The 24,916-nt window shown below is 69.8% G+C and carries 23 protein-coding genes; 14 read left to right on the forward strand and 9 right to left on the reverse strand.

The features are described from left to right. Positions 1–42 precede the first annotated feature (42 nt). Entirely contained in the window at positions 43–438 is a 396-nt protein-coding gene (locus AB0H88_RS32520; protein WP_225300766.1) for a cold-shock protein, read from the forward strand. Here AB0H88_RS32520 and AB0H88_RS32525 read toward each other — a convergent pair. Next, positions 435–2,009 (reverse strand): MFS transporter, encoded by a 1,575-nt coding sequence (locus AB0H88_RS32525; protein WP_357651206.1) that lies wholly within the window; start codon positions 2,007–2,009, stop codon positions 435–437. The two genes, AB0H88_RS32520 and AB0H88_RS32525, sit on opposite strands and share 4 nt — an antisense overlap. Before the next feature lie 397 nt (positions 2,010–2,406). Between AB0H88_RS32525 and AB0H88_RS32530 the strand changes: the two genes are divergently transcribed. Together AB0H88_RS32530 and AB0H88_RS32535 are read left to right on the forward strand one after the other, a co-directional pair. Further along, positions 2,407–3,207, forward strand: coding sequence for a DUF3027 domain-containing protein (locus AB0H88_RS32530; protein WP_357651208.1), 801 nt, complete (start codon positions 2,407–2,409; stop codon positions 3,205–3,207). Between the two features lie 101 nt (positions 3,208–3,308). Next, positions 3,309–6,365, forward strand: a complete 3,057-nt coding sequence (locus tag AB0H88_RS32535) for a hypothetical protein (RefSeq protein ID WP_357651210.1) — start codon at positions 3,309–3,311, stop codon at positions 6,363–6,365. A gap of 133 nt (positions 6,366–6,498) precedes the next feature. Here the strand turns inward: AB0H88_RS32535 and AB0H88_RS32540 are convergent, their stop codons facing one another. Then, complete coding sequence (locus tag AB0H88_RS32540; RefSeq protein WP_357651212.1) at positions 6,499–8,010, reverse strand: alpha/beta hydrolase; 1,512 nt, start codon at positions 8,008–8,010, stop codon at positions 6,499–6,501. Between the two features lie 91 nt (positions 8,011–8,101). Beyond that, positions 8,102–8,317 (reverse strand): DUF2530 domain-containing protein, encoded by a 216-nt coding sequence (locus tag AB0H88_RS32545; RefSeq protein ID WP_357651214.1) that lies wholly within the window; start codon positions 8,315–8,317, stop codon positions 8,102–8,104. An 82-nt stretch (positions 8,318–8,399) separates the two neighbouring features. Here AB0H88_RS32545 and AB0H88_RS32550 point away from each other — a divergent pair, with 82 nt between their 5' ends. The 4 genes from AB0H88_RS32550 (at position 8,400) to thpR (ending at position 12,240) form a co-directional block, all read left to right on the forward strand. Continuing rightward, positions 8,400–9,842 (forward strand): NCS2 family permease, encoded by a 1,443-nt coding sequence (locus AB0H88_RS32550; RefSeq protein ID WP_357651216.1) that lies wholly within the window; start codon positions 8,400–8,402, stop codon positions 9,840–9,842. 115 nt (positions 9,843–9,957) lie between these two features. Continuing rightward, entirely contained in the window at positions 9,958–10,410 is a 453-nt protein-coding gene (locus tag AB0H88_RS32555) for a MarR family transcriptional regulator (RefSeq protein ID WP_225300773.1), read from the forward strand. A 23-nt stretch (positions 10,411–10,433) separates the two neighbouring features. Then, positions 10,434–11,660 (forward strand): MFS transporter, encoded by a 1,227-nt coding sequence (locus tag AB0H88_RS32560; protein WP_357651218.1) that lies wholly within the window; start codon positions 10,434–10,436, stop codon positions 11,658–11,660. Between the two features lie 22 nt (positions 11,661–11,682). Next, complete coding sequence (thpR, locus tag AB0H88_RS32565) at positions 11,683–12,240, forward strand: RNA 2',3'-cyclic phosphodiesterase (protein ID WP_357651220.1); 558 nt, start codon at positions 11,683–11,685, stop codon at positions 12,238–12,240. A gap of 95 nt (positions 12,241–12,335) precedes the next feature. Here thpR and AB0H88_RS32570 read toward each other — a convergent pair whose 3' ends face one another. Next, a complete protein-coding gene (locus AB0H88_RS32570; protein ID WP_357651222.1) occupies positions 12,336–13,304 on the reverse strand; it encodes an aldo/keto reductase in 969 nt (322 codons plus the stop codon). A 124-nt stretch (positions 13,305–13,428) separates the two neighbouring features. Here AB0H88_RS32570 and AB0H88_RS32575 point away from each other — a divergent pair, with 124 nt between their 5' ends. After that, complete coding sequence (locus tag AB0H88_RS32575; RefSeq protein ID WP_357651224.1) at positions 13,429–14,703, forward strand: MATE family efflux transporter; 1,275 nt, start codon at positions 13,429–13,431, stop codon at positions 14,701–14,703. Positions 14,704–14,710: 7 nt separating this feature from the next. Then, positions 14,711–15,721, forward strand: a complete 1,011-nt coding sequence (locus tag AB0H88_RS32580) for a hypothetical protein (RefSeq protein WP_357651226.1) — start codon at positions 14,711–14,713, stop codon at positions 15,719–15,721. Between the two features lie 96 nt (positions 15,722–15,817). Here the strand turns inward: AB0H88_RS32580 and AB0H88_RS32585 are convergent, their stop codons facing one another. From AB0H88_RS32585 to AB0H88_RS32600, 4 genes are read right to left on the reverse strand one after another with little or no spacing between them, the layout of a single operon-like run. Continuing rightward, positions 15,818–16,750, reverse strand: coding sequence for a PhzF family phenazine biosynthesis isomerase (locus AB0H88_RS32585; protein WP_357651228.1), 933 nt, complete (start codon positions 16,748–16,750; stop codon positions 15,818–15,820). A gap of 28 nt (positions 16,751–16,778) precedes the next feature. Next, complete coding sequence (locus AB0H88_RS32590; RefSeq protein ID WP_357651230.1) at positions 16,779–17,165, reverse strand: RidA family protein; 387 nt, start codon at positions 17,163–17,165, stop codon at positions 16,779–16,781. 10 nt (positions 17,166–17,175) lie between these two features. After that, entirely contained in the window at positions 17,176–18,690 is a 1,515-nt protein-coding gene (locus AB0H88_RS32595) for a leucyl aminopeptidase (protein WP_357651232.1), read from the reverse strand. Continuing rightward, positions 18,687–19,616 carry a DMT family transporter gene (locus AB0H88_RS32600; RefSeq protein WP_357651234.1) on the reverse strand — a complete coding sequence of 310 codons (930 nt, stop codon included), beginning with the start codon at positions 19,614–19,616 and terminating at the stop codon, positions 18,687–18,689. Before AB0H88_RS32600 ends, AB0H88_RS32595 begins: the two co-directional genes overlap by 4 nt. Positions 19,617–19,746: 130 nt before the next feature. On the opposite strand from AB0H88_RS32600, the gene AB0H88_RS32605 reads away from it, so the two are divergent. Continuing rightward, positions 19,747–20,634: a LysR family transcriptional regulator gene (locus tag AB0H88_RS32605; RefSeq protein WP_357651236.1), complete on the forward strand. Its 888-nt coding sequence runs from the start codon at positions 19,747–19,749 to the stop codon at positions 20,632–20,634. Positions 20,635–20,673: 39 nt separating this feature from the next. Here AB0H88_RS32605 and AB0H88_RS32610 read toward each other — a convergent pair whose 3' ends face one another. After that, positions 20,674–21,048 carry a hypothetical protein gene (locus tag AB0H88_RS32610; RefSeq protein WP_357651238.1) on the reverse strand — a complete coding sequence of 125 codons (375 nt, stop codon included), beginning with the start codon at positions 21,046–21,048 and terminating at the stop codon, positions 20,674–20,676. Between the two features lie 83 nt (positions 21,049–21,131). On the opposite strand from AB0H88_RS32610, the gene AB0H88_RS32615 reads away from it, so the two are divergent. The 4 genes from AB0H88_RS32615 to lhgO all read left to right on the forward strand — a co-directional run bounded on the left by AB0H88_RS32615 (position 21,132) and on the right by lhgO (position 24,904). Then, a complete protein-coding gene (locus tag AB0H88_RS32615) occupies positions 21,132–22,037 on the forward strand; it encodes an NmrA family NAD(P)-binding protein (protein ID WP_357651240.1) in 906 nt (301 codons plus the stop codon). A gap of 214 nt (positions 22,038–22,251) precedes the next feature. Next, positions 22,252–22,689 (forward strand): VOC family protein, encoded by a 438-nt coding sequence (locus tag AB0H88_RS32620; RefSeq protein WP_357651636.1) that lies wholly within the window; start codon positions 22,252–22,254, stop codon positions 22,687–22,689. 38 nt (positions 22,690–22,727) lie between these two features. Continuing rightward, complete coding sequence (locus tag AB0H88_RS32625) at positions 22,728–23,717, forward strand: NAD-dependent epimerase/dehydratase family protein (RefSeq protein WP_357651242.1); 990 nt, start codon at positions 22,728–22,730, stop codon at positions 23,715–23,717. Then, a complete protein-coding gene (lhgO, locus tag AB0H88_RS32630; protein WP_357651244.1) occupies positions 23,714–24,904 on the forward strand; it encodes an L-2-hydroxyglutarate oxidase in 1,191 nt (396 codons plus the stop codon). The genes AB0H88_RS32625 and lhgO overlap by 4 nt, the downstream gene beginning before the upstream one ends. The last annotated feature ends 12 nt before the right edge of the window (positions 24,905–24,916 follow it).

Genomic DNA, 24,916 nt, shown 5'->3' on the forward strand with positions numbered 1-24,916 from the left:
ATCCATTCGCCTTTTTACGACTGTTTGAACGAGGTTCCTCCTGTGCCGAGTGGCAAGGTCAAGTGGTACGACGCCGACAAGGGTTTCGGTTTCCTCACCCGCGACGACGGTGGTGAGGTCTTCGTGCATTCCTCCGCGCTACCCACAGGTGCCGGCCCGCTCAAGCCCGGCCAGAAGGTCGAGTTCGGCGTGGCCGAGGGACGGCGCGGCCAGCAGGCCCTGTCGGTGCGGATCCTCGAGCAGCCGCCGACGCTGGCCAAGCCCAAGCCCAAGGCCAAGCGCAAGAAGCCGGACGAACTGGTCGTCATCGTGGAGGATCTGATCAAGCTCCTCGACGACGTCTCGACCTCCTACCAGCGGGGCAAGCACCCTGACGCGGCGCACGCGAAGAAGATCGCGCAGGTGCTCAGAGCGGTGGCGGACGACCTCGACGCCTAGCCGTTGGGGTTCGTCAGCGGCTTGGTCGAGTCGAGGGTGTCGACGCGCTGATCCCGCCGGTCGGCGTGTCGATCCTCGGTGTCCCACGCACCTTGATCCTCGGCGGTCTTGGGTTCGCGTGTGGCGGCGCGGATCCGCTTGCGGCGGCGCACGATCAGCCAGCCGAACGTGCCGGTCAGCGCCACGGCCAGCGTGACCAGCCCCGCCGCGCTGCTCTCGGCCAGCGACAGCAGCAGCCCGATCAGCCCGCCGAACACCCAGGCGAGCTGCAACACCGCCTCGACCACCCCGAACGTGGACGAGCGCACCTCCTCGCCGATCTCCCGCTGCACGATCGCGTCGAGCGCGAGCTTGCCGAGCTCCTGCGCGAACGCCGTGACGAGCGAGATCGCGACCGCGGTCCAGAGGCCGAAGAACACCGCGGTGGCGATCGTGGTCGCGCCGGTCACGGCCAGCGTCAGCAGCGTGATGAGGTGCGGTGAGTGGTTGCGGGTCCAGTTCGCGACCACCGCGCCGATCAGGCCGCCCAGCCCGGCCGCGGCCGCGAGCAGCGCGATCGTCTTCGGGATGTCGAAGAACGGGTCGGGCGTGGCCAGCCACGGCACGCCCTTGTCCTGCACCAGGAACAGCAGGAAGAACAGCAGGAAGCCGGAGAACAGGCGGATGGCCACGTTCGCCCAGACCGCCTCGGCCACCGCCGGGCCCACGTTCAGGAGGGTCCGCCAGCGGAGCGGCCTGCCTTCCTCCTCTTCCAGCTCGGGCGAGTCGACGTGTCGCGGCAGCCGTACGGCGAGGACGCCGATCAGGAGGAAGGCGACCATGGCCGTACGCAGGACCGCGGCGCTGCCCAGCCACGCGGTCAGGCCCGCGGCGACCGGCACCATCACGCCCGCCGAGATCAGCGAGAACAGCGCCACCCGCGCGTTGGCCGAGACCAGCGTGATGTCGGCGGGCAGCACGCTCGGCATGATCGCCGCGCGTGACACGTTGTACGCCTTCGACAGCACCAGCACGCCCAACGCCCCGACGAACAGCGTCGGCAGGTCGCCGGGCCCCACGGCGGCGGCCATCGCGAAGCACAGCAGGCCGCGGCCGAACAGCGTGCCCGCCATGACATAGCGGCGGCCCGACCTGAACCGGTCGAGGATCGGCCCCACGAACGGCGCCAGCAGCGCGAACGGCAGCATCGTGATGACCAGGTAGAGCGCCACGGGCCCGCGGGCCTCGCCGACGGGCACACCGAAGAAGACGGTGCTCGCCAGCGCGACCGTGACCAGCGCGTCGCCGCCGCTGTGGCCGGCGGTGAGCTCGATCAGGCGGCCCAGCCCGGTGCGGTCGGCGCCGTCGGCGTGGGTGAGACGGCGGGTCGCCTTCCCGACCTTCCGTGCGCCCCTGCCGACCTTCTGCGCCCCTCTGGCCGTGGCCTTGCCCGCCCGCGCGGTGCCACCGGCGGTCGCCTTTCCCGCCCGCAGGGTGGCCCGGCCGGCGCGCGCGGTGGCACGGCCCGCGTCGGCGACGCCTCGCCCCACGCGCCGCGTGACCTCGCGAGCCGTGTCCCAGCCTCCTTGCACGCTTACCAGTCTTACCCGATCGTCGCTCGCGAACGGCGACGGATCGCCCGTGAACGGGCCCACCGATGTGTCGCCTGTGGGTCCGGGATGGGCGGTGTGGGCACCTTCAGGTCTGGTGCCCGTCCTCCTCGATCGTCGTTCGCCGACGGCGGCGGATCGTTCGGGGTCGGGGCTGTTGATGTGCTGTCAGTGGGTCCGGGATGGGCGGTGTGGGCACCTTCAGGTCTGGTGCCCGTGCTCCTCGATCGTCGTTCGCCGACGGCGGCGGATCGTTCGGGGTCGGGACTGTTGATGTGCTGTCAGTGGGTCCGGGATGGGCGGTGTGGGCACCTTCAGGTCCGGTCATGGGTGAGAATGAAAGTGTGAGCGAACAGCACCTTGCGGCGGAGGCGGACAGATGACCCGCACCCGGACCCGCGTCTCCCCGCCCGACCAGGCGTGCGTCGCCGCGGTGGACCTGGCGCGCGCCGCCGCGGAGGAGCTCGCGCGGCCGGGCGAGCCGGGCGAGCACCTCGGTTACGAGGGCGAGGGCGACCGCATCGTCACCCATTACTTCGCCTGTCTCGACCGGGCCTACCGCGGCTGGCGCTGGGCCATCACCGTGACCCGCGCCTCACGGGCGAAGAACGTCACGGTGAGCGAAGCCGTCCTGCTGCCCGGCTCGGGGGCGTTGCTCGCGCCCGAGTGGCTGCCCTGGAGCGAGCGCCTGCGCCCCGGTGACCTGGGCGTCGGCGACCTGCTGCCGACCTCGGAGGACGACGACCGGCTGGAGCCAGGTTTCGTCAAGACCGACGACGAGACCGACCATCAGACGATTTTCGAGTACGGCCTGGGCCGGGCCCGTGTGCTCTCGGCCATCGGCAAGGACCGCGCTGCCAGACGCTGGCACTCGGGCGAGCACGGGCCGCATACGCCGATCGCACACGCCGCTCCCGCGCAGTGCTCCACCTGTGGTTTCTACTGGCCACTCGCGGGTGGGCTCCGGCAGGTGTTCGGGGTCTGCGCCAATGAGTACGCCCCAGACGACGGCAAGGTGGTCGCCGCCGACCACGGCTGCGGGGCCCACTCGGAGGCCGCGGTCATGCCGCCGTCCGTCGAGCAGGCCATGCCCATCCTCGACGACATGGGCTTCGACCTGATGGAAGAGGAGGCCGGATCCGTCGACGGATCGGCCACCGAGGAGCTCGGCCACTCCTGACCGCGAATGTCGGTGAGGGCCGCTAGCCTACGGTGGCCCCCCATCGGCGGACCCCGGACATGTGCCGGAGCCCGCCCCACCAGCGACCAGGATCGTGACAGATGACCGACACCTTTGGCACCGACCGGACGCGGGCCGCCGTGCTCGCCGCGTGGACGGCCTCGACCGCCCGATTCCGTGAGGACGCCAACGCCGAGGAGGACTTCGCCCTCGGCGGCTACCGCGACCGGCTCATCGTGGAGCTCGCCCAGAACGCCGCTGACGCGGCGTTGGGCGCGGGCGTGCCAGGGGTGCTCCGGCTGACGTTGCGCGACGACGTCCTGACCGCCGCCAACACGGGCGCCCCGCTCGACGCGACCGGCGTCGAGGGGCTGTCGACGCTGCGCGTCTCCGGCAAGCGGGACGAAGCGGGCGCCGCCGGCCGGTTCGGCGTCGGGTTCGCAGCGGTCGTGTCGGTCTGCGATGAGCCGTCGATCTGCTCGCGCGAGACGGGCGCCGTCCGCTGGTCGCGCGCGGAGACGGCCGCCGTGGTGGCCTCGGTGCCGGAGCTCGCCGCCGAGCTCGGTTCGCGCGGCGGCCATGTCCCGCTGCTGCGCCTGCCGTTCGAGGCCGAGCCGCTCGACGTCCCGCAGGGCTTCGACACGCTCGTACGCCTGCCGCTGCGCGACGCCGCGTCGGTCACGGCGGTCCGGCGCATGCTGGCCGAGACCAGCCCGGCGCTGCTGCTCGGCATGCCCGCGCTGACGAGCATCGAGATCGACCTCGACGGCTCGGAGCGCCAGGTGTCGGCCGACGGGTGGCACCTGGTTTCGGAGTCGGGCGAGTTCGCGCCCGACGAGGTGGCGGCCCTGTTCGCCGACCGGCCCACCGAAGAGCGCGCCCGGCCCTACTGGTCGCTGCGCTGGGCCGTGCCCGTCGCCGGCCCGGAGCTCCCGGAGCCCGGCCCGCTGCCCGCCGGGGTGCCGCCGGTGGTGCACGCGCCGACGCCCAGTGACGAGCCGCTCGATCTGCCGGCCCTGCTCATCGCCTCGTTCCCGATGGCCACCGACCGGCGGCACGTGGCCAAGGGGCCGCTGACCGACTTCCTGGTCGAGCGGGCCGCCGACGCCTACGTCAGGCTGCTCGGCGAGCTGCCGCGCACACCCAAGCTCCTCGACCTCGTCCCATCCCTGATGGGCAAGGGCGAGCTCGACGCCCGGATCCGGCGGGCCATCCTGCGGCGCCTGCCCGCCACCCCGCTGCTCCCGGCCCTGTCCGCGCCCGCTCCGGCCGTGCAGACGCCGTCGTTCGCCGAGGCCGAGGTCTACGAGCCCGACGCCGAGTGGCAGGTCGAGCACCCGGCCAGGGAGCCGCATGAGGACGGTTGGATCGTCGCCGGCCAGGAGGCGGCCGTGGTCGCCGGGTCGGGTGACCTGCTGGCCGCGATCGCCGACTTCGTCCCTGGCCTGCTGCCCGCCGGGTGGCCCGCCCGGCACCCGGCGATGGGCTCGCTGGGTGTGCGCCGGGTCGAGCTGGCCGAGGTCGTCGACCTGCTGTCCGGTGAGGCGGTCGAGGCGCGGGAGCCGTCGTGGTGGCGCTCGCTCTACGAGGTGCTGCCGGCCGACGACCCCGAGTCGCTGGGCGCGCTGCCGGTGCCGCTGGCCGACGGCCGTCTGGTCCGTGGCCCGCGCGGCACCCTCATCCTCGACCTGGGCGGCACCCGCCTGGCCTCGGCCCGCGACGGGCTCGACCTGACGCCTCTGGGGCTGCGGATCGTGCACCCGGAAGCGGCGCACGCGGCGCTGCTGCGCCTGGGCGCCGCCGAGGCCACGCCGCGGACGATCCTCGAAGACCCCATCACCAAGGCCGCCGTGGCCCAGTCCCTCGACAGCGCGGACTCCGAGCCCGTGGCGCGAGCCGTGCTCTCCCTGGTGGAGGCCGCCTCGCTGGTGCCGGGCGAGGCGCCGTGGCTGGCCGAGCTGGCGCTGCGCGGCAGCGACGGCGAGCTCTACGCGGCGGGCGAGCTGATGCTGGCCGACGGCGCGCTGGCCGGGCTGCTGGAGCCCGACACGCACCTCGGCGTGGTCGCGCCGGAGCTGGTGGAGACCTACGGCTCCCGGGTGCTCGAAGCCGCGGGCGTGCTCGACGGGTTCGCCGTGGCGCACGACTCCGATGTGCTGCTCGACCACGACGACTGCGACCACGACCTCGACGGCGAGGACGACTGGCTCGACCACGTGCTCGACCTGCTGCCTGAGCTGGACGTGCCGCCCGTGGTGCCGGAGTTCGTCGCGGTGCGCGACCTGGAGCTGGTCGCCGACTGGCCCGCCGCGCTGGCGCTGCTGACCAGGCCGCCGCTGCGTGCCGCGCTGCACCCGCTGCGGGTCGAGGGCGTCGAGGTGCCGTCCTACACGGCATGGTGGCTGGCCAACCACGCCGTGCTGGACGGGCGACGGCCCCGGGAGCTGCGGCTGCCCGGTGCCGACCCGCTGCTCCAGGGCCTCTATGGTGACGCGCCCGGCGGGCTCGACCCGGTGGCGCTGGGGATGCTCGGCGTACGCACCACGCTGGCCGAGCTGCTCGCCGGCCACGGCGGGCCCGAAGAACTCCTCGACCTGATGGCCGACGAGTCCATCGAGGTCGACCGGGCCCAGTTGCGGGCCCTGTGGATCGCGCTGGCGGCCGTCGAGCCCGCGCGGGTGGCGCCGCCCGCCCGGGTGCGCGCCGTGCTCGGTGGCGACATCGTGGTGGCCGCGGCCGACGACGCCGTCGTGGTGGAGGCCCCCGACCTGCTCCAGCTCGTCACCGACCGGCCTCTGGTGCTGGCCCCCTACGACCTGGCCGAGTCGCTGTCCGAGCTGCTCGACCTGCCGCTGGCCGGCGAGCTGGCCCAGGGCGAGGTCACGTCCGAGGGTGAGACCCGCCCCGTGCCGCCAGAGGTGCGCTCCCTGCTCCCGACGGCTCCCGATACCTACGTCGAGCACGAGAAGCTGCTGGTCGACGGCGTCGCCTGCACGTGGCGCTTCTTCGAGGGCTCGGTGCACTGCACGGGGCTCGACGGCCTGGCGCGCGGCCTGGCCTGGGCGACGGGCCAGTGGAACGACCGGCTCGCGGTGGCCGCGCTGCTGCACGACCCCACGGCCGTGCCGCTCCTGCTGGCCGAGGCCGACCTGTCGTAGCGCCGACCTGCCTGTACCGCCGACCTGCTGTAGCGCTGACCTGTCCGGTAGCGCTGAGCGGCCCGTAGCGCTGGCCTGTCCTGTAGCGCTGACCTGTCCGGTAGCGCTGACCTGCCCGTAGCGTCGTGTGGGTTCACGCCGCCGGGCAGGTGGCGTTCTGGCCCGGGGTCTTGCCGGTGAGGAAGTAGGCGTCGACCAGGCGGCTGACGCAGCTGCTGCCGCTCATGTAGGCGCCGTGCCCCTCGCCCTCGTACGTCACCAGGACTCCGGTCTTGAGCTGCGCGGCGAGCTTGGGCGCCCACGCGTACGGCGTGGCGGGATCGCCCTTGCCGCCGATCACGAGGATGGGGGCGGAGCCGGTGGCGTCGATCTTCTTGGACTCGTCGCTGCCGGGCGCCGGCCAGTGCGCGCAGATCGAGCCGAGCCCTCCGTTGCGCATGAGCGGGAAGATCTTGGCGGTCTCCCGTTCGACCTGGTCGATCTCGGCGGGGCCCGGTCGTTCGGCGCTGTCCACGCAGTCGATCGCCAGGACGCTGGTCATCAGCGTCGAGTACGTCCCGTCGGGCTTGCGGCCGTTGTAGGAGTCGGCCAGGGCGAGCAACCGCGTGCCGTCCCCCTTGGTCGCGGCGGCGGCTGCCTGCTCCAGCATCGGCCAGCTGAGCTTGGAGTAGAGGGCGGCCATGACGCCGGTGTCCGCCAGGCCCTTCGTGAGCTCCCGGTCGGCCACCTTGAGGGGCTTGTCCCGCAGGCCGTACAGCAGCGTCTCGATGCTCTTCCGTACGGCGGCGGGGTCGGCGCCGAGGTCGCAGCCCTGCTTCACGCAGTCGGCGGCGAACGCCTCGAAGGCCTGCTTGAAGCCGGCCGCCTGCGTCGTCGCGCGCTCGGCGAAGGTGACGGTCGGGTCGAGGGCGCCGTCGAGGACGAACCGGCCGACGTTCTTGGGGTACTGGGTGGCGTACACGGCGCCGAGGTGGGTGCCGTACGACATGCCGAAGTAGTTGAGCCGCTCGTCGCCCAGCGCGGCGCGGATGCGGTCGAGGTCGCGCGCGGCGTTCACGGTGCCGACGTGGGGCAGGAGCTTGCCGGAGTCCTTGGCGCAGGAGGCCCCGAACTCCTTGGCGGCCTGGTCCATCTCGTCGCTCGCGGGGTCCAGGGAGATCCACTTCTCGACGCTGCCGCACTTGACGGGTGCGCTGCGCTCGACGCCGCGCGGGTCGAAGCTGACCAGGTCATAGCCGGCGCCCACGCCGGCGAACATCTTGGCGGTCATGGACAGCAGGTCGACCCCCGAGCCGCCGGGGCCGCCGAAGTTGAACACCAGCGAGCCGAGCCTGTCGCCGGAGGCTTTGACGCGGATCAACGCCAGGTCGATCTGCTCGCCGTCCCGTTTGGCGTAGTCGAGCGGCACCGCGAGCTTGCCGCATTCGACGCCCGGGTCGGACGCGACGGGCTTGCCGTCGGGGCCGGTCAGGCCGGTGCACGGGCTCCAGGCGACGATGCCGGAGTCCTTCGCCGTCTGGGCGGGCTTCGATGCCGCGGTACTCGCCGTCGGCTTGGCGGGCTGCTCCGCCGACCCGCAGCCCGCGAGGGCGGCGCTCGCGAGGGTCACCGCGCACAAGAGCGAGGGGAATGACGTCTTCTTCATGCCTCCAGCATGATCAGCCGCCCTTTTCCCAGGTAGTGGGGTAAAACAGCACTTTCCAGTGACTTCGGGGATCGGCTGGAGGTGACGAATGTCAGCTCTGGGACGCCCGCCTGTGCACGTACCAGAGGCCGAGCAGCCCGAGCCCGACCCCGGCGACGCAGGTCCAGATCCACCAGGACTGCTCGGCGGCCGGGCGGAAGATCAGTAGCGCGACCAGCGCGAGCGCCCATGCGAGCGTGCCCACGGCGACCGCCGCGACGTCGTTGGTCTCGATCGGCTCCGGGTCGGGACGCCATTCCTGCTTCACAGGATCCAGCCTAGCTTCCAATCGGGTCTCGATCCGATCACCGCCACTTTTCGCAGATGACGCAAACTGTCACTGTTCGCCCGTGAGTGACACAAGTAGTGGTATCGACAGGTTCTTCGCAATCTCCGCACGAGGCTCGACGATCTCCCGTGAGATCCGCGGCGGGCTGGCCACGTTCTTCACGATGGCCTACATCGTCGTGCTGAATCCGATCATCATCGCCAACGGCAAGGATGTCCAGGAGCAGTTCATCGGCGACGGCTCCTCGCCCAACCTGCCCCTCGTGGCGGCGGGCACGGCGTTCGTGGCGGGCGTGCTGACCATCCTCATGGGGGTGATCGGCCGGGTGCCCTTCGCCATGGCGGCCGGGCTGGGGCTCAACGCCTTCGTGACCTTCAACATCGCCTCGGTGATGAGCTGGGAGGAGGCCATGGGGCTGGTCTTCCTGGAAGGCGTCATCATCGGCATCCTGGTGTTGACCGGTTTCCGGGTGGCGGTGTTCAACGCCATCCCGGCCCAGCTCAAGACCGCCATCAGCGTCGGCATCGGGTTGTTCATCGCGCTGATCGGCTTCGTGGACGCCGGCTTCGTACGCCGGGTGCCCGCGGGGCCGCCGCTGGAGATGGGCATCCACAACACCCTGACCTCCTGGCCGATCTTCGTCTTCGTCGTCGGACTGCTCGTGACGGCGGCACTGGTGGCCCGCAAGGTCAAGGGCGCGATCCTGATCGGCATCGTCGGCACCACCGTGCTGGCGATCATCGTGGAGGCGATCGCGAAGGCCGGCCAGGTCTCCGACAAGAACCCCGGCGGCTGGATGCTGAACGTGCCCACCCTGCCGGACCAGATCATCGGCTTCCACAACCCGCTGGTGCTGTTCAAGGAGTTCGACCCGTTCGGCGCGTTCAGCCGGGTCTCGGTGATCCTGGCCGTGCTGTTCGTCTTCACGCTGCTCATCACCGACTTCTTCGACACGATGGGCACCATCGTCGGGGTCGGCCGCCAGGCCGGTCTGGTCGACGCCAACGGGATGCTGCCGCGTACCCGGGAGATCCTGCTCGTCGACTCGCTCGGCGCGGCGGCCGGCGGCGCGGGCTCGGTCTCGTCGAACACCACCTACATCGAGTCGGCCGCGGGGGTCGGAGAGGGCGCGCGGACCGGCCTGGCCAGCGTGGTCACCGGCCTGCTCTTCCTGGTGGCGATCTTCTTCGCGCCGCTGGTCACGGTCGTGCCGTACGAGGCGGCCGCGCCCGCGCTGATCGTGGTGGGCTTCCTGATGATGACCTCGATCCGTGAGATCGACTTCACCGACTACGAGATCGCCATCCCGGCGTTCCTCACCATCGTGGTCATGCCGTTCACCTACTCGATCTCGAACGGCATCGGCGCCGGCTTCATCAGCTACGTGCTGATCAAGATCGCCCGTGGCAAGGTACGGGAGATCCACCCGCTGCTGTGGGTGGTCATGGGCCTGTTCGTGATCTACTTCGCGCTCGGCCCGATCAGGGTACTTTTCGGGGTCTGATGCCTGGTGAGGCCGTCTTCGCATGGGAGGCGGCCTCGGGGTATCAAGGAGTGAGACAAGAAATGAGGTAGGGAAATATCGTGGAATGCCCTATAGTTAGCAAAGGTAATGACTCATGCTAACCAAGAACCAGTCCCAGATAAACCTGCGCAGCGACGCAGGCCTGGCCACAGCCCTGCGCGTGTCGCTGGCGCGGCTGACCAGGCGGCTACGACGACAAGCGGCGGCGCACTCGCTGACTCCCACGCAGTTCGCGACGCTCGCCGCGGTGGAACGGCATTCCGCGATAACCCCCGGCGAATTGGCCGAGCTCGAGAAGGTGCAACCCCCCTCGATGACTCGCGTGATCGCCGCGCTAGAGGAACGCGGTCTGGTGTCCCGTACACCGCACCCGACCGACCGGCGACAGGTGACCGTGACCGTGACCGAGGCCGCGCAGAAACTGCTGAAGGAGGAACGACGTCTCAAGGAAGCCTGGCTGAGCCAGCGCTTGAGGGAGCTGACCGCGGAGGAGCGGTCGATCCTCAGGCAGGCGGCGCCGATTCTGGAGAAACTCAGCAGGATCTAGAGCCTGAAGAACCCAAGACCGGGATGTTCCGGTCACTCCAGGTACGTAACTACCGCATGTTCGCAGCCGGTGGCGCGGTGTCCAACGTCGGCGGCTGGCTGCAACGCACCGCCCAGGACTGGCTGGTGCTCGATCTGACCCATGGCAGCGCGGCGGCCCTCGGCACGGCGACCGCGCTGCAGTTCCTGCCGATGCTGCTGTTCGGGCTCTTCGGCGGCGTGCTGGCCGACCGCTATCCCAAGCGGCCGATCCTCATCGTGGCGCAGTCGCTCATGGCCGTGCTCGCCCTGGTCATCGGCGTACTGACGATGACGGGCAGTGCCCAGGTGTGGCACGTCTACGTGATGGCGTTCACGCTGGGTGTGATCTCCTGCGTCGAGGTGCCGACCAGGCAGGCGTTCGTGGTCGAGATGGTGGGCCGCCGGGATCTGTCCAACGCGATCGCGCTCAACAGCTCCATCTTCAACCTGGCCCGCGTCGTGGGACCGGCGATCGCCGGTGTGCTGATCTTCCTGTTCGGGGGCACGGGACCGCTCTTCCTGATCAACGCGGTGACGTTCGCCGGCGTGATCTCCAGCCTGATCTTCATGCGGAAGTCGGAGCTGAACCTCTCCGTTCCGGTGCCGAGAGCCAAGGGCCAGCTCCGCGAAGGGCTGCGCTACGTGCTGCATCGCGAAGAGCTGCTGATGCCGGTGCTGCTGATCGGGTTCGTGTCGATGTTCTCCCAGTCGTTCTCGATGTCGATCGCGCTCATGGCCCGCGAGGTCTTCAAGGCCGGCGCCTCGTCGTTCGGCCTGGCCTCCAGCATGTTCGCCGTCGGCGCGCTGGGCGGGGCGCTGCTCGCCGCCCGCCGGGCCCGTCCGTCCCGCCGGATGCTGATCGCCGGGGCCATCGGGTTCGGGCTGTTCCAGATGGCCACCGGGCTGGCCCCGGTCTACCCGGTGTACCTGCTGCTGCTGATCCCCACCGGCATCGCGCTGATCACGATCAACACGGCCGCGAACGCGAGCGTCCAGCTCGCCACCGCGCCGGACATGCGCGGCCGCGTCATGGGCATCTACATGCTCGTCTTCACCGGTGGCGCGCCCATCGGCGCCCCGCTGGTCGGCTGGCTGTCGGAGCTGGGCGGACCCAGGACGGGCGTCCTGCTCTCCGGGCTGCTGGTGCTGGTCGGCACCGGCGTCGCGGTGATGCTGACGAGGCTGATCAGCGCCCGTGTTGTGGGCGAGCCGGTGCTGGCGATCGCCTGAGCACGTTGCAGAATCGGGTGGCATGAGGTTATTCGCGGCACTGATGCCGCCCGAAGAGGTGCTCGACGAGATCGAGCGCGCCATCGCGCCGCACGTCGGGCAGGTGCCGGGCCTGCGCTGGCCGGACCGCGCCACCTGGCACATCACGCTGGGCTTCTTCGGCGAGGTGCCCGAGCACGTCCTGCCGGAGCTGCAGGTGCGGCTGGCCCGTGCCGTGGGTCGGCATGCCTGCCTGGACCTGGCCTTCTCCGGGTTCGGGGCGTTCTCGTCCGCCCACCGGGCCAGGGTGTTCTGGGCCGGGCTCTCCGGTGACTCGATGATCCGGCTGTCGGAGTCGGTCAGAGCGGGCGCCCGCCGGGCGGGGGCCGTACAGACCGACGAGAAACGCTTCCACCCGCATCTGACGCTCGCGCGGGCGAAGACGGAGATGGACCTCCGCCCGCTCGTCGAGTCGCTGTCGGAATTCAGCGGCTCGACATGGCGGGCGAAAGCCGTCCATCTCGTACGCAGCCATCAGGGAGCGCAGATGAGGTACGAGTCACTCGCACAATGGGATCTGGCACCCATCGGGCGCGATTAGGCTCCAGAACGTGGACCGTCCTCGCCCTTGGCTGCTGCCCGTCGTGCTCGGCCTCCTGCTGCTGATCGTCGTGCTCGGCGCCCTGCTGGCCTGAGTTACCAGGCGTAGTCCTCCGGCGCCGGACGGTGTCCGGGGAAGATCTCGTCGAGACGGGCCAGCGCCTGCTCGTCCAGTTCGATCTCCAGCGTGCGCAGGCTGCCGTCGAGCTGCTCCTGCGTGCGCGGGCCGATGATCGGCGCGGTGACCGCGGGCTGCTTCAGGAGCCAGGCCAGCGCCACGTACGCGGGGTCCTCGCCGAGTTCGTCGCAGAACTTCTCGTACTGCTCGATCTTGTCGCGGTGCTTCTCGAGCTCCGTGACCATGCGGTCGGCGGCCGACCGGCCCTTGTCGATCTTGCGCAGCACGCCGCCGAGCAGGCCGCCGGCCAGCGGGCTCCACGGGATCACGCCGAGGCCGTACTCCTGGCTGGCGGGCAGCACCTCCAGCTCGACCGCACGGGTGAGCAGGTTGTAGTGGCTCTGCTCGCTCACCAGCCCGATCGAGTTGCGCCGGGCCGCGGACTCCTGGGCCTTGGCGATGTGCCAGCCCGCGAAGTTGGACGAGCCCACGTACAGGATCTTGCCCTGCTGCTTCAGGACGTCCATGGCCTCCCAGAACTCGTCGAACGGCGTGTTCCGGTCGACGTGGTGGGCCTGGTAGATGTCGATGTAGTCGGTCTGCATGCGCTTGAGCGAGGCGTCGCAGGCCCGGCGGATGTTCAGCGCGGACAGCAGGTTCTCGTTGGGCCAGTCGCCCATCGCGCCGTAGAGCTTGGTCGCGATGACCGTCTTCTCCCGGCGACCTCCGCCCTTGGCGAACCAACGGCCGACGATCTGCTCGGTGATCCCCTCGCCCTGCTTCCAGCCGTACACGTTGGCCGTGTCGAAGAAGTTGATGCCCAGCTCATGAGCCCTGTCCATGATCGCGAAGGAGTCTTCCTCCGTGGTCAGCGGGCCGAAGTTCATGGTGCCGAGGCAGAGTGGACTGACCCGGAGGCCACTGCGTCCGAGGTTCACATAATCCATGACTCCACCCTAAATACCTGGAGCGCACTCCAGGCTAGTAGGGGGTGGGAATGCCTGGAGTGTGCTCCAGGTTGGGGTCCGCCGGAATGCCTGGGGTGCGCTCCGGGCTAGTAGGGTCGGCCGGGTGAACTCGGGCCTCCTTCGCGCGGCGGTGCCCCTGTTCCTCTCCATGATCGCCACTACGGTCGGCACACTGGTGGTCACTTCCGTGCTCGGCAGGCACGCCACCGTCACGCTGGCCGCCTTCGCGGTCATGTCGGCCGTCCTGAACCCCGCCTCCGCCGCTGTCGTGGGCGCTCTTCGCGGGCTCGCGCCCTTCGTCGCGCCGTACAAGGACTCGCCCGCGGCGGCCGTGCCGATCCTGCGTGACGCGCGCTGGCTCACCCTGCTGGTGGGTACGGTCGGCGCGCTCGCGGTGCTGTGCGTGCCCCTGCTCGCTCGCGCCACCGGGGTACCCGCCGAGGTCGTGGCCGAGCTGGGGCCGCTGTCCTGGCTTCTGGCGCTCTACCTGCTGGTGTTCGCCTCGGGTGGTGGGGCCAACACCGTGCTCGTGGCGCTCGGCCGCAGCCGCCAGGTCCTCTGGTCCAGCCTGGCGGCCAGTGCCGCGATGATCGGCGGCACGGTCGCTCTGGTGCCGCCGCTCGGCCTGACCGGCGTGGGCGTCGCCTGGCTGCTGTCGGGGGTCGCGGGTGTGCTCGTCTCGAACCTCTGCCTGCGCCGCGCCCTCGGGACGCGCGTCGGCCAGGGCCGGCCGCGGATCAGGGAGATCGTCCGGCTGGGCCGGGTGAGCATCCCGCTGGCCGGGACGGTCCTGATCAAGTTCGGCGGCCTCGGGGTCGTCACCTTCGCCGCGAGCACGACCGGCATCCGTGACGTGGCCGCGCATGCGGTGCTGAGCACGCTCACCGGGTTCATCATGCTGGCCTCGATCTCCGTGGCGCAGGCGTCGGTGCCCGAGGTGGCCAGGGCCCGGGACGCGACGGAGGCGCGCCGGGCCAACCGGGCCGCGGCCCTGCTCGCCCTGGCGGGGACGGCCGTCGCCGCGGCCGTGCTGCTCGGGTTCGGCGACTCGGCGCTGGTGCTGTTCAGCGATGACGCGAGCGTACGAGAGCGGGTCGCGGCGCTGCTGCCGCTGATGCTGCTGGCCTCGACGGCCGACGGGGCGCAGGCGGTTCAGGGCATCGGGCTCACCGCGCTCAAGCGGTCGGGCGCCAGCCTGATCTACTTCGCCGTCGGTTACGGGGTGATGGTGGCCGTGGCCGCACCCGTGGCCGCGGCCTGGGGGCTCGTCGGGTTGTGGTGGCTCATGGCGGTGACCAACGGAGTGCTGGTCGTGCTGCAGGGCTCCGGATTTCACCGGCACAGCGCTACCGTGGGCGCGGCGTCCGTTGGGGCATGATGGCGGGGTGGGGGATGTTGTGATTCGTACGGCCGCCGGGGTTATCGCGGTCTTCGTCGTATTCGTTCCGGCCAATGCGGCCTTCGCCGATGACGGCGAGAAGAAACTGTTCACGTTCAAGGACGCGCGGATCACCGAGTCGAGCGGGCTTGCCGTGTCGCCGACGAAGGAAGGCGTCTTCTACACGCACAATGACAGCTCGGCGGCGCCGACGTTCTACGCGGTGGGTTCGGATGGGCGGACCCGGGCGACGTACCGGGTTCAGGGGGCGCAGGCTCGTGACTGGGAGGCGATGGCCGCGAGCAAGGATCCCGCCACGGGGCGTGGGGTGCTGTGGTTCGCCGATATCGGCGACAACTTGGACGGGGCTTGGCCGAATGTCTCCGTCTACAAGGTCATGGAGCCGGAGAGCCTGCGGGACGCCACCCTGCCGGCGGTCCGCTACCGGTTCCGCTACGCGGACGGCGCCAGGAACGCCGAGGGCATCATGGTCAACCCGGTGACCGGGCGGCTCTTCGTGGTGTCGAAGGAGTTCTCCGGGTCGGTGTACCAGGCGCCCAAGAAGCTCAGGACCGACCGGGTCAACGTGCTCCGCAAGGTGGGCACGGCCCCGATCATGGCGACGGACGCCGCGTACGCGCCCGACGGCAGCTCGTACGTGATCCGTACGTACTTCTCGGCCACGGTCTTCCGGCCCTCGGGGGAGTCGATCGCCAGGGTGTCGATGCCGGAGCTGAAACAGGCCGAGTCCATCGCCTACACGCGCGATGGCAAGGGCCTGCTGACCGGCTCGGAAGGTGTTCGCAGCCCGGTCTACCAGGTGGCGCTGCCCGCGGCCGCGCTACCGGCCGCCGGCCCGTCCAGCTCGCCGACCCACCGACCGAAGACGACCGCGTCGCCGTCCGCCCGGCCGGTGGCGGCGGCCGAGGGGCTCAGCGCGCGGGACGTCCTGATCTGGCTGGCCGCCGCCGCGGGCGCCAGCGGCATCATCGCGGCGATCGCCCGCCGCACCCGGTAGGTACGGCGGCCACCGGAGGTGTCCGGCGCCATCCGGGTCATGGAGTAAACGCGCCGCTTCTAACGCCGTTCCCGCATCCCCGGTGCAGGCAGCGGTTCAACGCGGTGTCCGCTGGGCCCCGTCCGGCAGGGGACTGTGCAGCTCGGCCCTGAATGCCGTTGCCGCATCGCCTGTGATGGATACCAGGAGACTGTCGTCGGACTGGGTTTTGACATGAACGCGTACATCGCCGGGCCGTCCCATCGCTGCTCCCTGTCTCCCGGTGAAGGTGAGTCGTCCGCCGGGCGCCGGGACGATGCCGTGCCGCACCAGATACGCGCCGAGCGGGCCGTGCCCATTGCCGGTTACCGGGTCCTCGATGATGCCGATCGCGGGTGCGAACATCCTCGACCAGGTGAGCAGACCGGCGTCGCCGGTGGCACGGGAGAAAACGAAGAAGCCGTTGCTGCCCACTTCATGGCTGAGCTCCGTCAACGCGGCGGGATCCGGCCTCAAGGCGTCCACCGCGGCGCGGTCACGCAGTTCCATCAACACTTTGGAGTGCCCGGTCGAAACGACCTGGACCGGACCGTTGCCGGCGAGGTCGCCGGCACCGGCGCCCAGACCTCGCAGGAGCCTGTCCACCTGGTGGCGGTCCAGCTCGGGGCCGAAGCTGGCCGCACCTTGGTGCATCCCGATCCGCACCCGGTCGCCGTCCCGATGGACTTCCACCCGCTGGAGCAGCCCAGTGCCCGTCTTCTGCACCAATGAGCACGACGGCAAGTCGTACTCTACGGCTCGGGCGAAGTGTGCCCCCACGGTGGCGTGCCCACAAGTCGGAACCTCTGTCGTCGGGGTGAAGAAGCGGACTCGTACATCATGGTCAGAACCATCCGGGGGCAACACGAACGCCGTCTCGGAGTTGTTGAGCTCGCGCGCGATCGCAAGCATTTCGGCGTCCGTCATGCCCTGTGCCGTCAGCACCACACCGGCCGCATTGCCGGTGAACGGGGTGAGAGTGAAGGCATCGATCTGGTAGAGAATCCTCATAGCCGGCCGCCCATTCGATCGGGAGTCATCATGGTGTTCGCCAGGAGACAGCGTCTGCCGCTACGCGAAAGCCATGGTGCAACCCGCCGACTTGGAGCACGGTCCGCGCTGGGCGATGTTCGCCGAACACCTCAGCGAAGACGGCGTCGACCGCGTCCCAGTCAGAGATGTCCGTCAGGTAGAGGTTGACCTTGGCAACGGACTCGATCCTGCCTCCGAAGGATTCGACGATCGACAAGACATTCGACAATGCCTGTCGTGCCTGCCGTGAAACGGGGGAATGGGAAGAGATGCCGCTGCCCACTGGAAGCTGCGCGGATACCCAGATGGTGCCGTCCGGCGTGACCGTGGCCAGTGAGTAGTGGCCGAAGGGTGCGGTGGAGTCGAGAAGGGTCATACGGTCTTCGGTCCCCATTCGTGGATTGTCATCTGCCGGCCGGCTTGCGATCGCCCGCGATGTCCTCCGCCAGCTGAACCAGGGTTCGCACTGCGGATCCGGTACCGCCCTCGGGGGTGTAGCCGTAGGGGGCGCCCTCGTGGAAGGCCGGTCCGGCGATGTCCAGGTGAGCCCATGCGGTGCCGTCCGGCACGAACTCCCTGAGGAACAGGCCGGCCACCAGGCCGCCTCCCATCCGCTCGCCGGTGTTGGCGATGTCGGCCACACGGGAGTCCAAACTCTTGCGCAGCTGGGCAGGCAGCGGCAGCGGCCAGGCCTGCTCGCCGGCCCGCCTGGCGGCGTTGAGGATTCGGTCGCGGAAAATGTCGTTGTTGGACATCACGCCGAAGATGCGGTTGCCCAGCGCCATTCTCATGGCCGCGGTCAGGGTGGCCACGTCCACGATGGCGTCAGGCTTGTCCTCGCCCGCGCGTACCAGGGCGTCGGCGAGCACCACCCGTCCCTCGGCGTCGGTGTTGAGCACCTCGACGGTCTTGCCGCCGTACATCCGCAGCACGTCGCCGGGGCGGGTGGCGGACCCTGACGGCATGTTCTCGGCCAGCGCCAGCCAGCCGGTGATGTTGATCCGCAGGCTGAGCCGGGATACGGCCGCCACGGCTGCGAACACGGCGGCGGCGCCGGACATGTCGCGTTTCATGATCTCGTTGGAGCCGACCGGCTTCAACGAGATGCCGCCCGAGTCGTAGGTGATGCCCTTGCCCACGAAGGCCAGGTTGGTCTTCGCTTCCGGGTGGTTGTAGGCGATCTTCACCAGGCGCGGTGGGTTGGCTGACCCCTGACCGACACCTAGGATGCCGCCGAACGAGCTTTGCGTGAGCGCCTTGTCGTCGAGGACCTCGACCTCAAGCCGGTACTCCTCACCGACTGCCCGCACGATGGCGGCGAAACTCTCCGGGGACAGGTCGTTCGCCGGCATGTTGATGAGGTCCCGGCAACGGTTCAGCTCCCGGCCGATCACAGTGGCGCGCTGTGCCGCGACCTCCGCGCTCGGGTAACCCCGGTGATCGGTGAGGATTGTCAGCTCACCGACAGGGGCCTTGGCGTTGCCGGGTGTGCGGTACGCGGTGAAGGCGTACGCGCCGAGCAGACCGCCCAGGGCTATCGCCTCCGCGGCTTCTGCGGTCTCGACAGGAAGGGCCAGGGCGGCTTTCCCGGCGCCGGCCAAGCTTCGGGCGGCCGCACCTGCGGCCTCGCGCAGTTTCTCGGTATCGTACGCGCCGCTGTTGACGGCGTCGCCGAGGCCGACCGCGAGGACCATGTCGGCCTCGACGCCGTCGGGGGACGGCAGCTTGACCACCTCGCCTTCAGCACCGGTCATGCCGAGCATGCCGAGGATCTCGGGCCACGCACCGTCGAAAACCTTGGCCACTGTCTCGGCTCCGGGTGCGAGCACCGGCCCCTGAGGGCCTTTGGCGACACCGATCACGATGGCGTCCGCTCGCAGCGACACCGCCGGGGAGGTGCTCACTGTCACTGTCGTCACTGAAGGACGTCCTCTTCTTTCGTAGTCCGCGAGGTTTCGACGGCCGGATTCCGTCGACGCGTCATGCCGACACCGATGAGTACGACGACCATTCCGGCCGCGACCCGGACACTGAAACCCTCGTCCAGCACAATGGCCCCCAGCACCACCGAGACCACCGGCAGCAGGTAGCCGACTGTCGCGGCATTGGTCGCGCCTTCGTCCGCGATGATCCGGAACGTGAGGTGGAAGGTGATTCCGGTGGCGAGGACCCCCAGGATGACGACGGCGATCAAGCCTCGCTGGTCGGCCTGGATCGGCGCCAGGCCATCGGCCGGCAAGGTCAGCGCCGTCAGCGCCGTCGCCGCGAAGAGCTGAGCCGTGGAGAGGGAGATCGTGGCGGCACCCTTCCCCACGAGGTTGCGTCCCATGTAGACGAAGCCGATGGCATAGCTGGCCGCCGCGACGACGATGGCGAACGCTCCCCAGCCGACAGGGCCGGCGTGCTGCCATGGAGCGAAGATCACCACGACTCCCGCGAACCCGAGAAGCAGCCCGCCCAGGCGGACCGGATGGACTCCGCGTTCGGTGCCGATGACGATCCCGATCAGCAGCGACCACAGCGGAGTCGTCGCGTTCAGCACGCCGGCCACCCCGGAGTCAACGCTCTGCTCACCGATACTGAAGAGGAAGAAGGGCAAGGCGTTGCAGAAGAAGGCGGCAACGAAAAGGTGTCCCCAGATCTTGCGCCCATGGGGGAGGCGCTGACGCGCCCCAAGGCACAACGCCAACAAGGTGAGCGCCCCGAGTACGCAGCGGGCGAAGGTGAGCTGGGCAGGAGACAGCGCGGTCAGGGCCAGTTTGATCCAGAGGAATGTCGATCCCCACAGCAGGGCGAGTACGCCCAGACGGGCCCATGCCCAGGTTCCGCCGGCGATGCCGTTCACGCTAGTTCTCCTCGTTTCGAGTCGTCTTGTGAACGCATGCCGCCGCTGATCGTGCCCTCACCCGCTCAGTCTCGGTAAGCTCCCGAGATGAAGCAAATAAATCGACTTCATCTACTCATGAGGTAGGTACATGGGCATCACCCTGCGCCAGCTGGAGGTGTTCACGGCCGTGATCGACCACGGTGGCTTCGGTGCGGCAGCCGACCACCTCCGGATGAGCCAGTCAGCCGTCTCCCACACACTCGCCGCGTTCGAACGCGCCAGCGGAGCCCCGCTGGTGCGCCGTTCCCCCGCCATCACCGCGACCATGTTCGGCGAGGTCGTCCTCCCCCACGCTCGCAGCGTGCTCGCGGCGGCACGCGCCATGGAAGCCGCCATCGAGACCCACAACGAAAAGGACGCCACCGGCTTCGTCCGGGTGGCGGCACCGCCGACCGTCTCCCACCGGCTCATTCCCGAACTGTTCGCCCTATGGCGTACGGAGATCCCCGGGGTCGACATCCGGCTCTTCGAAGGCGGCGATGCCGAGCTCGAGGAATGGCTGGCGACCGGGGCCGTCGACGCCGCCGTGCTCATCGATCCCGACCCGTTCCCAGCGGGCGGTCTGCTGCTGGCCAGCGACGACTTCCGGGCTGTGCTCCGACGGGATCACCCGCTGGCGGCCAGCGGGCGCATCGAACTCGAGGACCTTCTGGCGGATCCGCTCCTGGTGACCTCCAGCGGCTGCGAGCCCCAGATCAAGCAACTGCACCTCATGACCGGCGCCGGCTACGCCCCCGCGCAGAGGGTCCACGACGTCAGCACCCTCCTCGCCATGGTCGAAGCACACCTCGGCGTCGCGATCATGCCTTCGCTTGCCGCTACCATGCTCCCCGACACCCTCATCATGGTCGAGCTCGAACCGAGACTCGGCCGTCGGCTCGTGCTCACTGGCCCCACGGACCGGCCTTGGAATCCCCACGTCACACGTATGCGAGACATCGCACAGAAGTCCACGGGGAGTCACCGCGAGGCATAGCGGGAAGACCCGGTGCCCCGAGATGGGCACGTCGCTACGTCATCGGAAGTTGCGCATGGTCGCGGTGAACATATCGCCGCGCAAGGCTTGCTCGACGACGGTGACGGAGCGGGCCAGGCGGACCAGACGCGGCCCCTCCTCGCGATAGACGTCGAGCACCGCCTCGACGGCATGAGGAGGGAGATGACCTTTGAGATCTACAGCTGCGCTTCGGTACCCCGCCCTTGCCGCTTCGACAGATGCATTCACGTGGTGGACAGCCATCCTCGCCAGGGCGATCGGATGTCGTTTCAAGACTTCGTAGGCCCTGTAGTCCGGGGGAACGGCGTCGAGCAGCCAGGCCACTGCCGAGGTCTCCCAGTCGGGGACGCTGGGTGGCCGGACCTCGGGCGGCCACTCTGGCGGCAGATACATGACACCATCGTACTCACGTTCGATTTGTTGGCGAAGAGGTAGCTTTACCTGGGGTAATGCTGAAATAGGAAGGAGGCCGGTCGATGGTCGCCAGCAATCTTGTTCTCATCGCCGGGGTCGGTGGAGTGGGCCGCACGGTCCTCGAGCAGCTGCGCGCGCAGGACGTACCGGTGCGGGCGATGGTGCGCCACGACGATGATCGGGCGGCTGAGTTGCGTGCGCTCGGCGCGGAGGTGGTCCTCGGCGATCTGACCCGGCCCGAGAGCGTCGCGCCCGCGCTGGAGGGCGTCGGACCGATGTACTTCGGGATGCCCGTGTCGCCGGACCACCTGCTGGCGGCGACCGTGGTGGCCACCGTGGCGCGGGAGTACGGGGATCTGACCGGACTGGTCGACATGTCACAGATGACGGTGTCGCAGATGACCGCCATCAGCACCTCCCAGTCGCACCAGCAGCGGCTGCACTGGCTGGCGGAGCAGGTGCTGAACTGGTCGGGTCTGCCGGTGGTGCACATCCGGCCCACGGCGTTCCTGGACAATCCGCTCTTCACCACGCTGGCGGCGCGTTCGATCCGGGAGAACGGCACGATCGAGCTGCCGTTCGGCACCGGGCGCACGTCGCCGATCGCCGTGGACGACGTCGCCCGGGTGGTCGCCACCGTGCTCCGCGATCCGGCTCCGCATGTCGGGCACGTCTACGAGCTGACCGGGCCACGTACGGTCGACATGACGGAGCTGGCGGAGGAGTTCTCACGGGCGTTGGGGCGTCCGGTGGCCTATGTGGACGTGCCCCTGGACCGATGGCGGGCCGAGGTGCTCGCGATGGCGGGCCTGCCGCCGCACACCGAGGGGCACATCGCCACCATGGCCCGGCTGCACCGCGAGAACCGCTACGACCGCGCGTCCGACGACGTCGAACGCCTCACGGGCGTACCCGCCCAGACGATCGAGGCGTTCGTGGCGGCGCGCAGGGACTTCTACCTGGGCTGAGCCGCTCCGGCAGGGTCAGAGGCAACCACCGGGCCGCTACGCGAACCTGACTGAAAGCTGGACGACCGCCTGCCGATCGTTGAAGCCGCCGCTCCTGGACTTCGCCGCTGACGTGCGCGAATGTGGAGAGAACGACCCCCCATGCCATGACAGCAGCTCCGGGGGCAGGCACCGGCCACCGGGGATCGAACGGGGAGGATCCGCCGCCGTGGACATGAAGCTTGAGGTCGTGGTGGTGCCGGTCGCCGATGTCGACCGGACCAAGGACTTCTACAAGGCGCTCGGGTGGCGGGAGGACGCCGACGTCGCCGTCGGCGCGGACTTCCGGGTGGTGCAGCTGACCCCGCCCGGCTCGCCGTGCTCGATCATCTTCGGCAGCGGGGTCAGCTCCGCCGCGCCGGGCTCGACGCAGGGCCTGCACCTGATCGTCGACGACATCGAGGCGGCCCGGTCCGAGCTCGCCGAGCGCGGGGTCGACGTGGGTGAGGTGTTCCACGACGCGGGCGGGGTGTTCCACCGCGCCGGGACCGAGGGGCGGGTGGCCGGCCCGGAACCGGACCGCCAGAGCTACGGCTCGTTCGCCTCCTTCAGCGACCCTGACGGCAACGGTTGGATACTCCAGGAGGTCACCACTCGCCTTCCAGGCCGCTGACGTGCTGGATCGCCCAAGTAAGCGCTAGCTTCCTTGGCATGCGCGTCCTGGTCAGCGGTGCCTCGGGGTTCGTCGGCTCGCACGCGGTCACAGCCCTGATCGCGGCCGGTCATGAGCCATGCCTTTTGGCGAGAAATCCGGAAAAAGTGCGTCGGGTGCTGGGGGCCGGGGACTGGGTGATCCGCCAGGGGGACATCCGTGACGCGCCGGCCGTACGGGCCGCTCTTGAGGGGTGTGACGCGGTGCTGCACGCCGCCGCCGACATGGGCGTCACCGGCCACGGGGCGGACCTGCGCGGCTCCAATGTCGTCGGGCTGCGCAACGTGCTCGGGCAGGCCGCCGAGCTGGGGCTGGATCCGATCGTGCATGTCTGCACGATCGCGGTGTTCGTGCCGCCCGCCGAGCCGCTCATCACCGCCGGCAGCCCGCTGGCCAGCCCCAGGAACGCCTACGGCCGGTCCAAGGTCGAGGGCGAGCGGTACGCCAGGGAGCTCGGCGGCGTGACCATCGTCTATCCGGGCGGCATCATCGGGCCGGGCCAGCCGACACTCGACGCGCTCAACGAGGGGCTCCGCGCGGGCCTGCGGTGGGGCTGGCCGATCGTGCCGGGCGGGGTGGGCGTGCTGGACGTCCGGGATCTGGCCGTCGCGCTGGCCCGCTGTTTCACGCCCGGCCGCCGGGACCGCCGCTACCTGCTTGGGGGACATTTCCTGACCTGGAGGCAGTTGGCCGACATATGCGCGGAGGTGACGGGACGGGCGGGCCGGACCTACCGGATGCCCGGTGGCCTGCTGCGCGGGATGGCCGCGACACTCGACGGGCTCAAGCGGCTGGCGCCCATCGACTACCCCCTCACCCGTGACGCGGCCGACTTCATGCTCACCCTGGTCCCCACCGACGACGGCCCCGCGCTCAAGGACCTCGGCCTCGCCCTGCGCCCGGTCGAAGACACCGTTTCGGATACATTGCGGTGGTTGACCGCTGAAGGCCACCTGGATCCCGGCAGAATCGGCAAACTGGCGCTGTGACAGAGAAGATCGGTGTCATCGGGGCCGGCATCGTCGGCCTGGCGGTCGCCCGCGAGCTCGCCACCACGAGAGGTGCCGAGGTGACGGTCCTCGAAAAGGAGGACCGCGTCGGCGCGCATCAAACCGGACACAACAGCGGCGTCGTCCACGCGGGCATCTACTACCCGCCGGGCTCGCTCAAGGCCAGGCTCTGCCGTGAGGGCGTGGCGCTGCTCAAGGAGTACTGCGCCCAGCACCACCTGCCGTACGAGGAGGTCGGGAAGCTGGTCGTGGCCTGTACCAGCGCGGAGCGGCCGCGGCTCGCGGCGCTGGCGGAGCGGGCCAGGGCGAACGGCGTACCCGGCATCACCGAGTTGGACGCGCTCGGCCTGCGCGAGATCGAGCCGCACACCGTCGGCGTCGGCGCGGTCCACTCGCCGCACACCGCGATCGCCGACTTCCCCGCCGTCGCACGCCGGTTGGCGCTCGACGTGGCCGAGCTGGGCGGTTCGGTACGGCTGGCACACCCGGTCAAAGCGATCAGGGAGAGCGCCGGGAGCGTCGAGGTGCTGGCCGCGGGGCGGCGGTTCGCCTTCGACCGGCTGGTGATCTGCGCCGGGCTGGGCACCGACGCGGTGGCCCGGATGGCGGGCCGGCCGGGCGACATCAGGATCGTGCCGTTCAGAGGCGAGTACTACGCGCTCGACGGAGCGGCCAGGGACCTGGTGCGCGGCCTGATCTACCCGGTGCCCGACCCCCGGTACCCGTTCCTCGGCGTCCACCTGACCAGGCACATCGACGGAGAGGTGCTGGTCGGGCCGAACGCGGTGCTCGCGCTCGCCTATGAGGGCTATCGGGGATACAACCTTCGTAATTCCTGGCAGATTCTGCGCTGGCCGGGCACGCTGCGCATGGCCCGGCAGCACTGGCGTACCGGTCTCAAGGAGGTTCACGGCTCGCTGGTCAAGGGGGCCTTCGTCCGGGCCGCGCGCCGCTACGTGCCCGAGCTCACCGCCTCCGACCTGCGGCGAACCGAGGGTGGGGTACGTGCCCAGGCCGTGGCCAAGGACGGCCGGCTGGTCGACGACTTCGCCGTGGACGTGGACGGCAGGGTCGTTCTGGTGCGCAACGCGCCGTCCCCCGCGGCGACCTCCAGTCTGGCGATTGCTCGGCACATCTCCGGAATTGTCCCAGCACTCGTTCGGTGAGGGCATCCTTGG

Origin of the sequence: Nonomuraea sp. NPDC050680 (assembly GCF_040654555.1) — a bacterium.
Lineage (GTDB): Bacteria > Actinomycetota > Actinomycetes > Streptosporangiales > Streptosporangiaceae > Nonomuraea.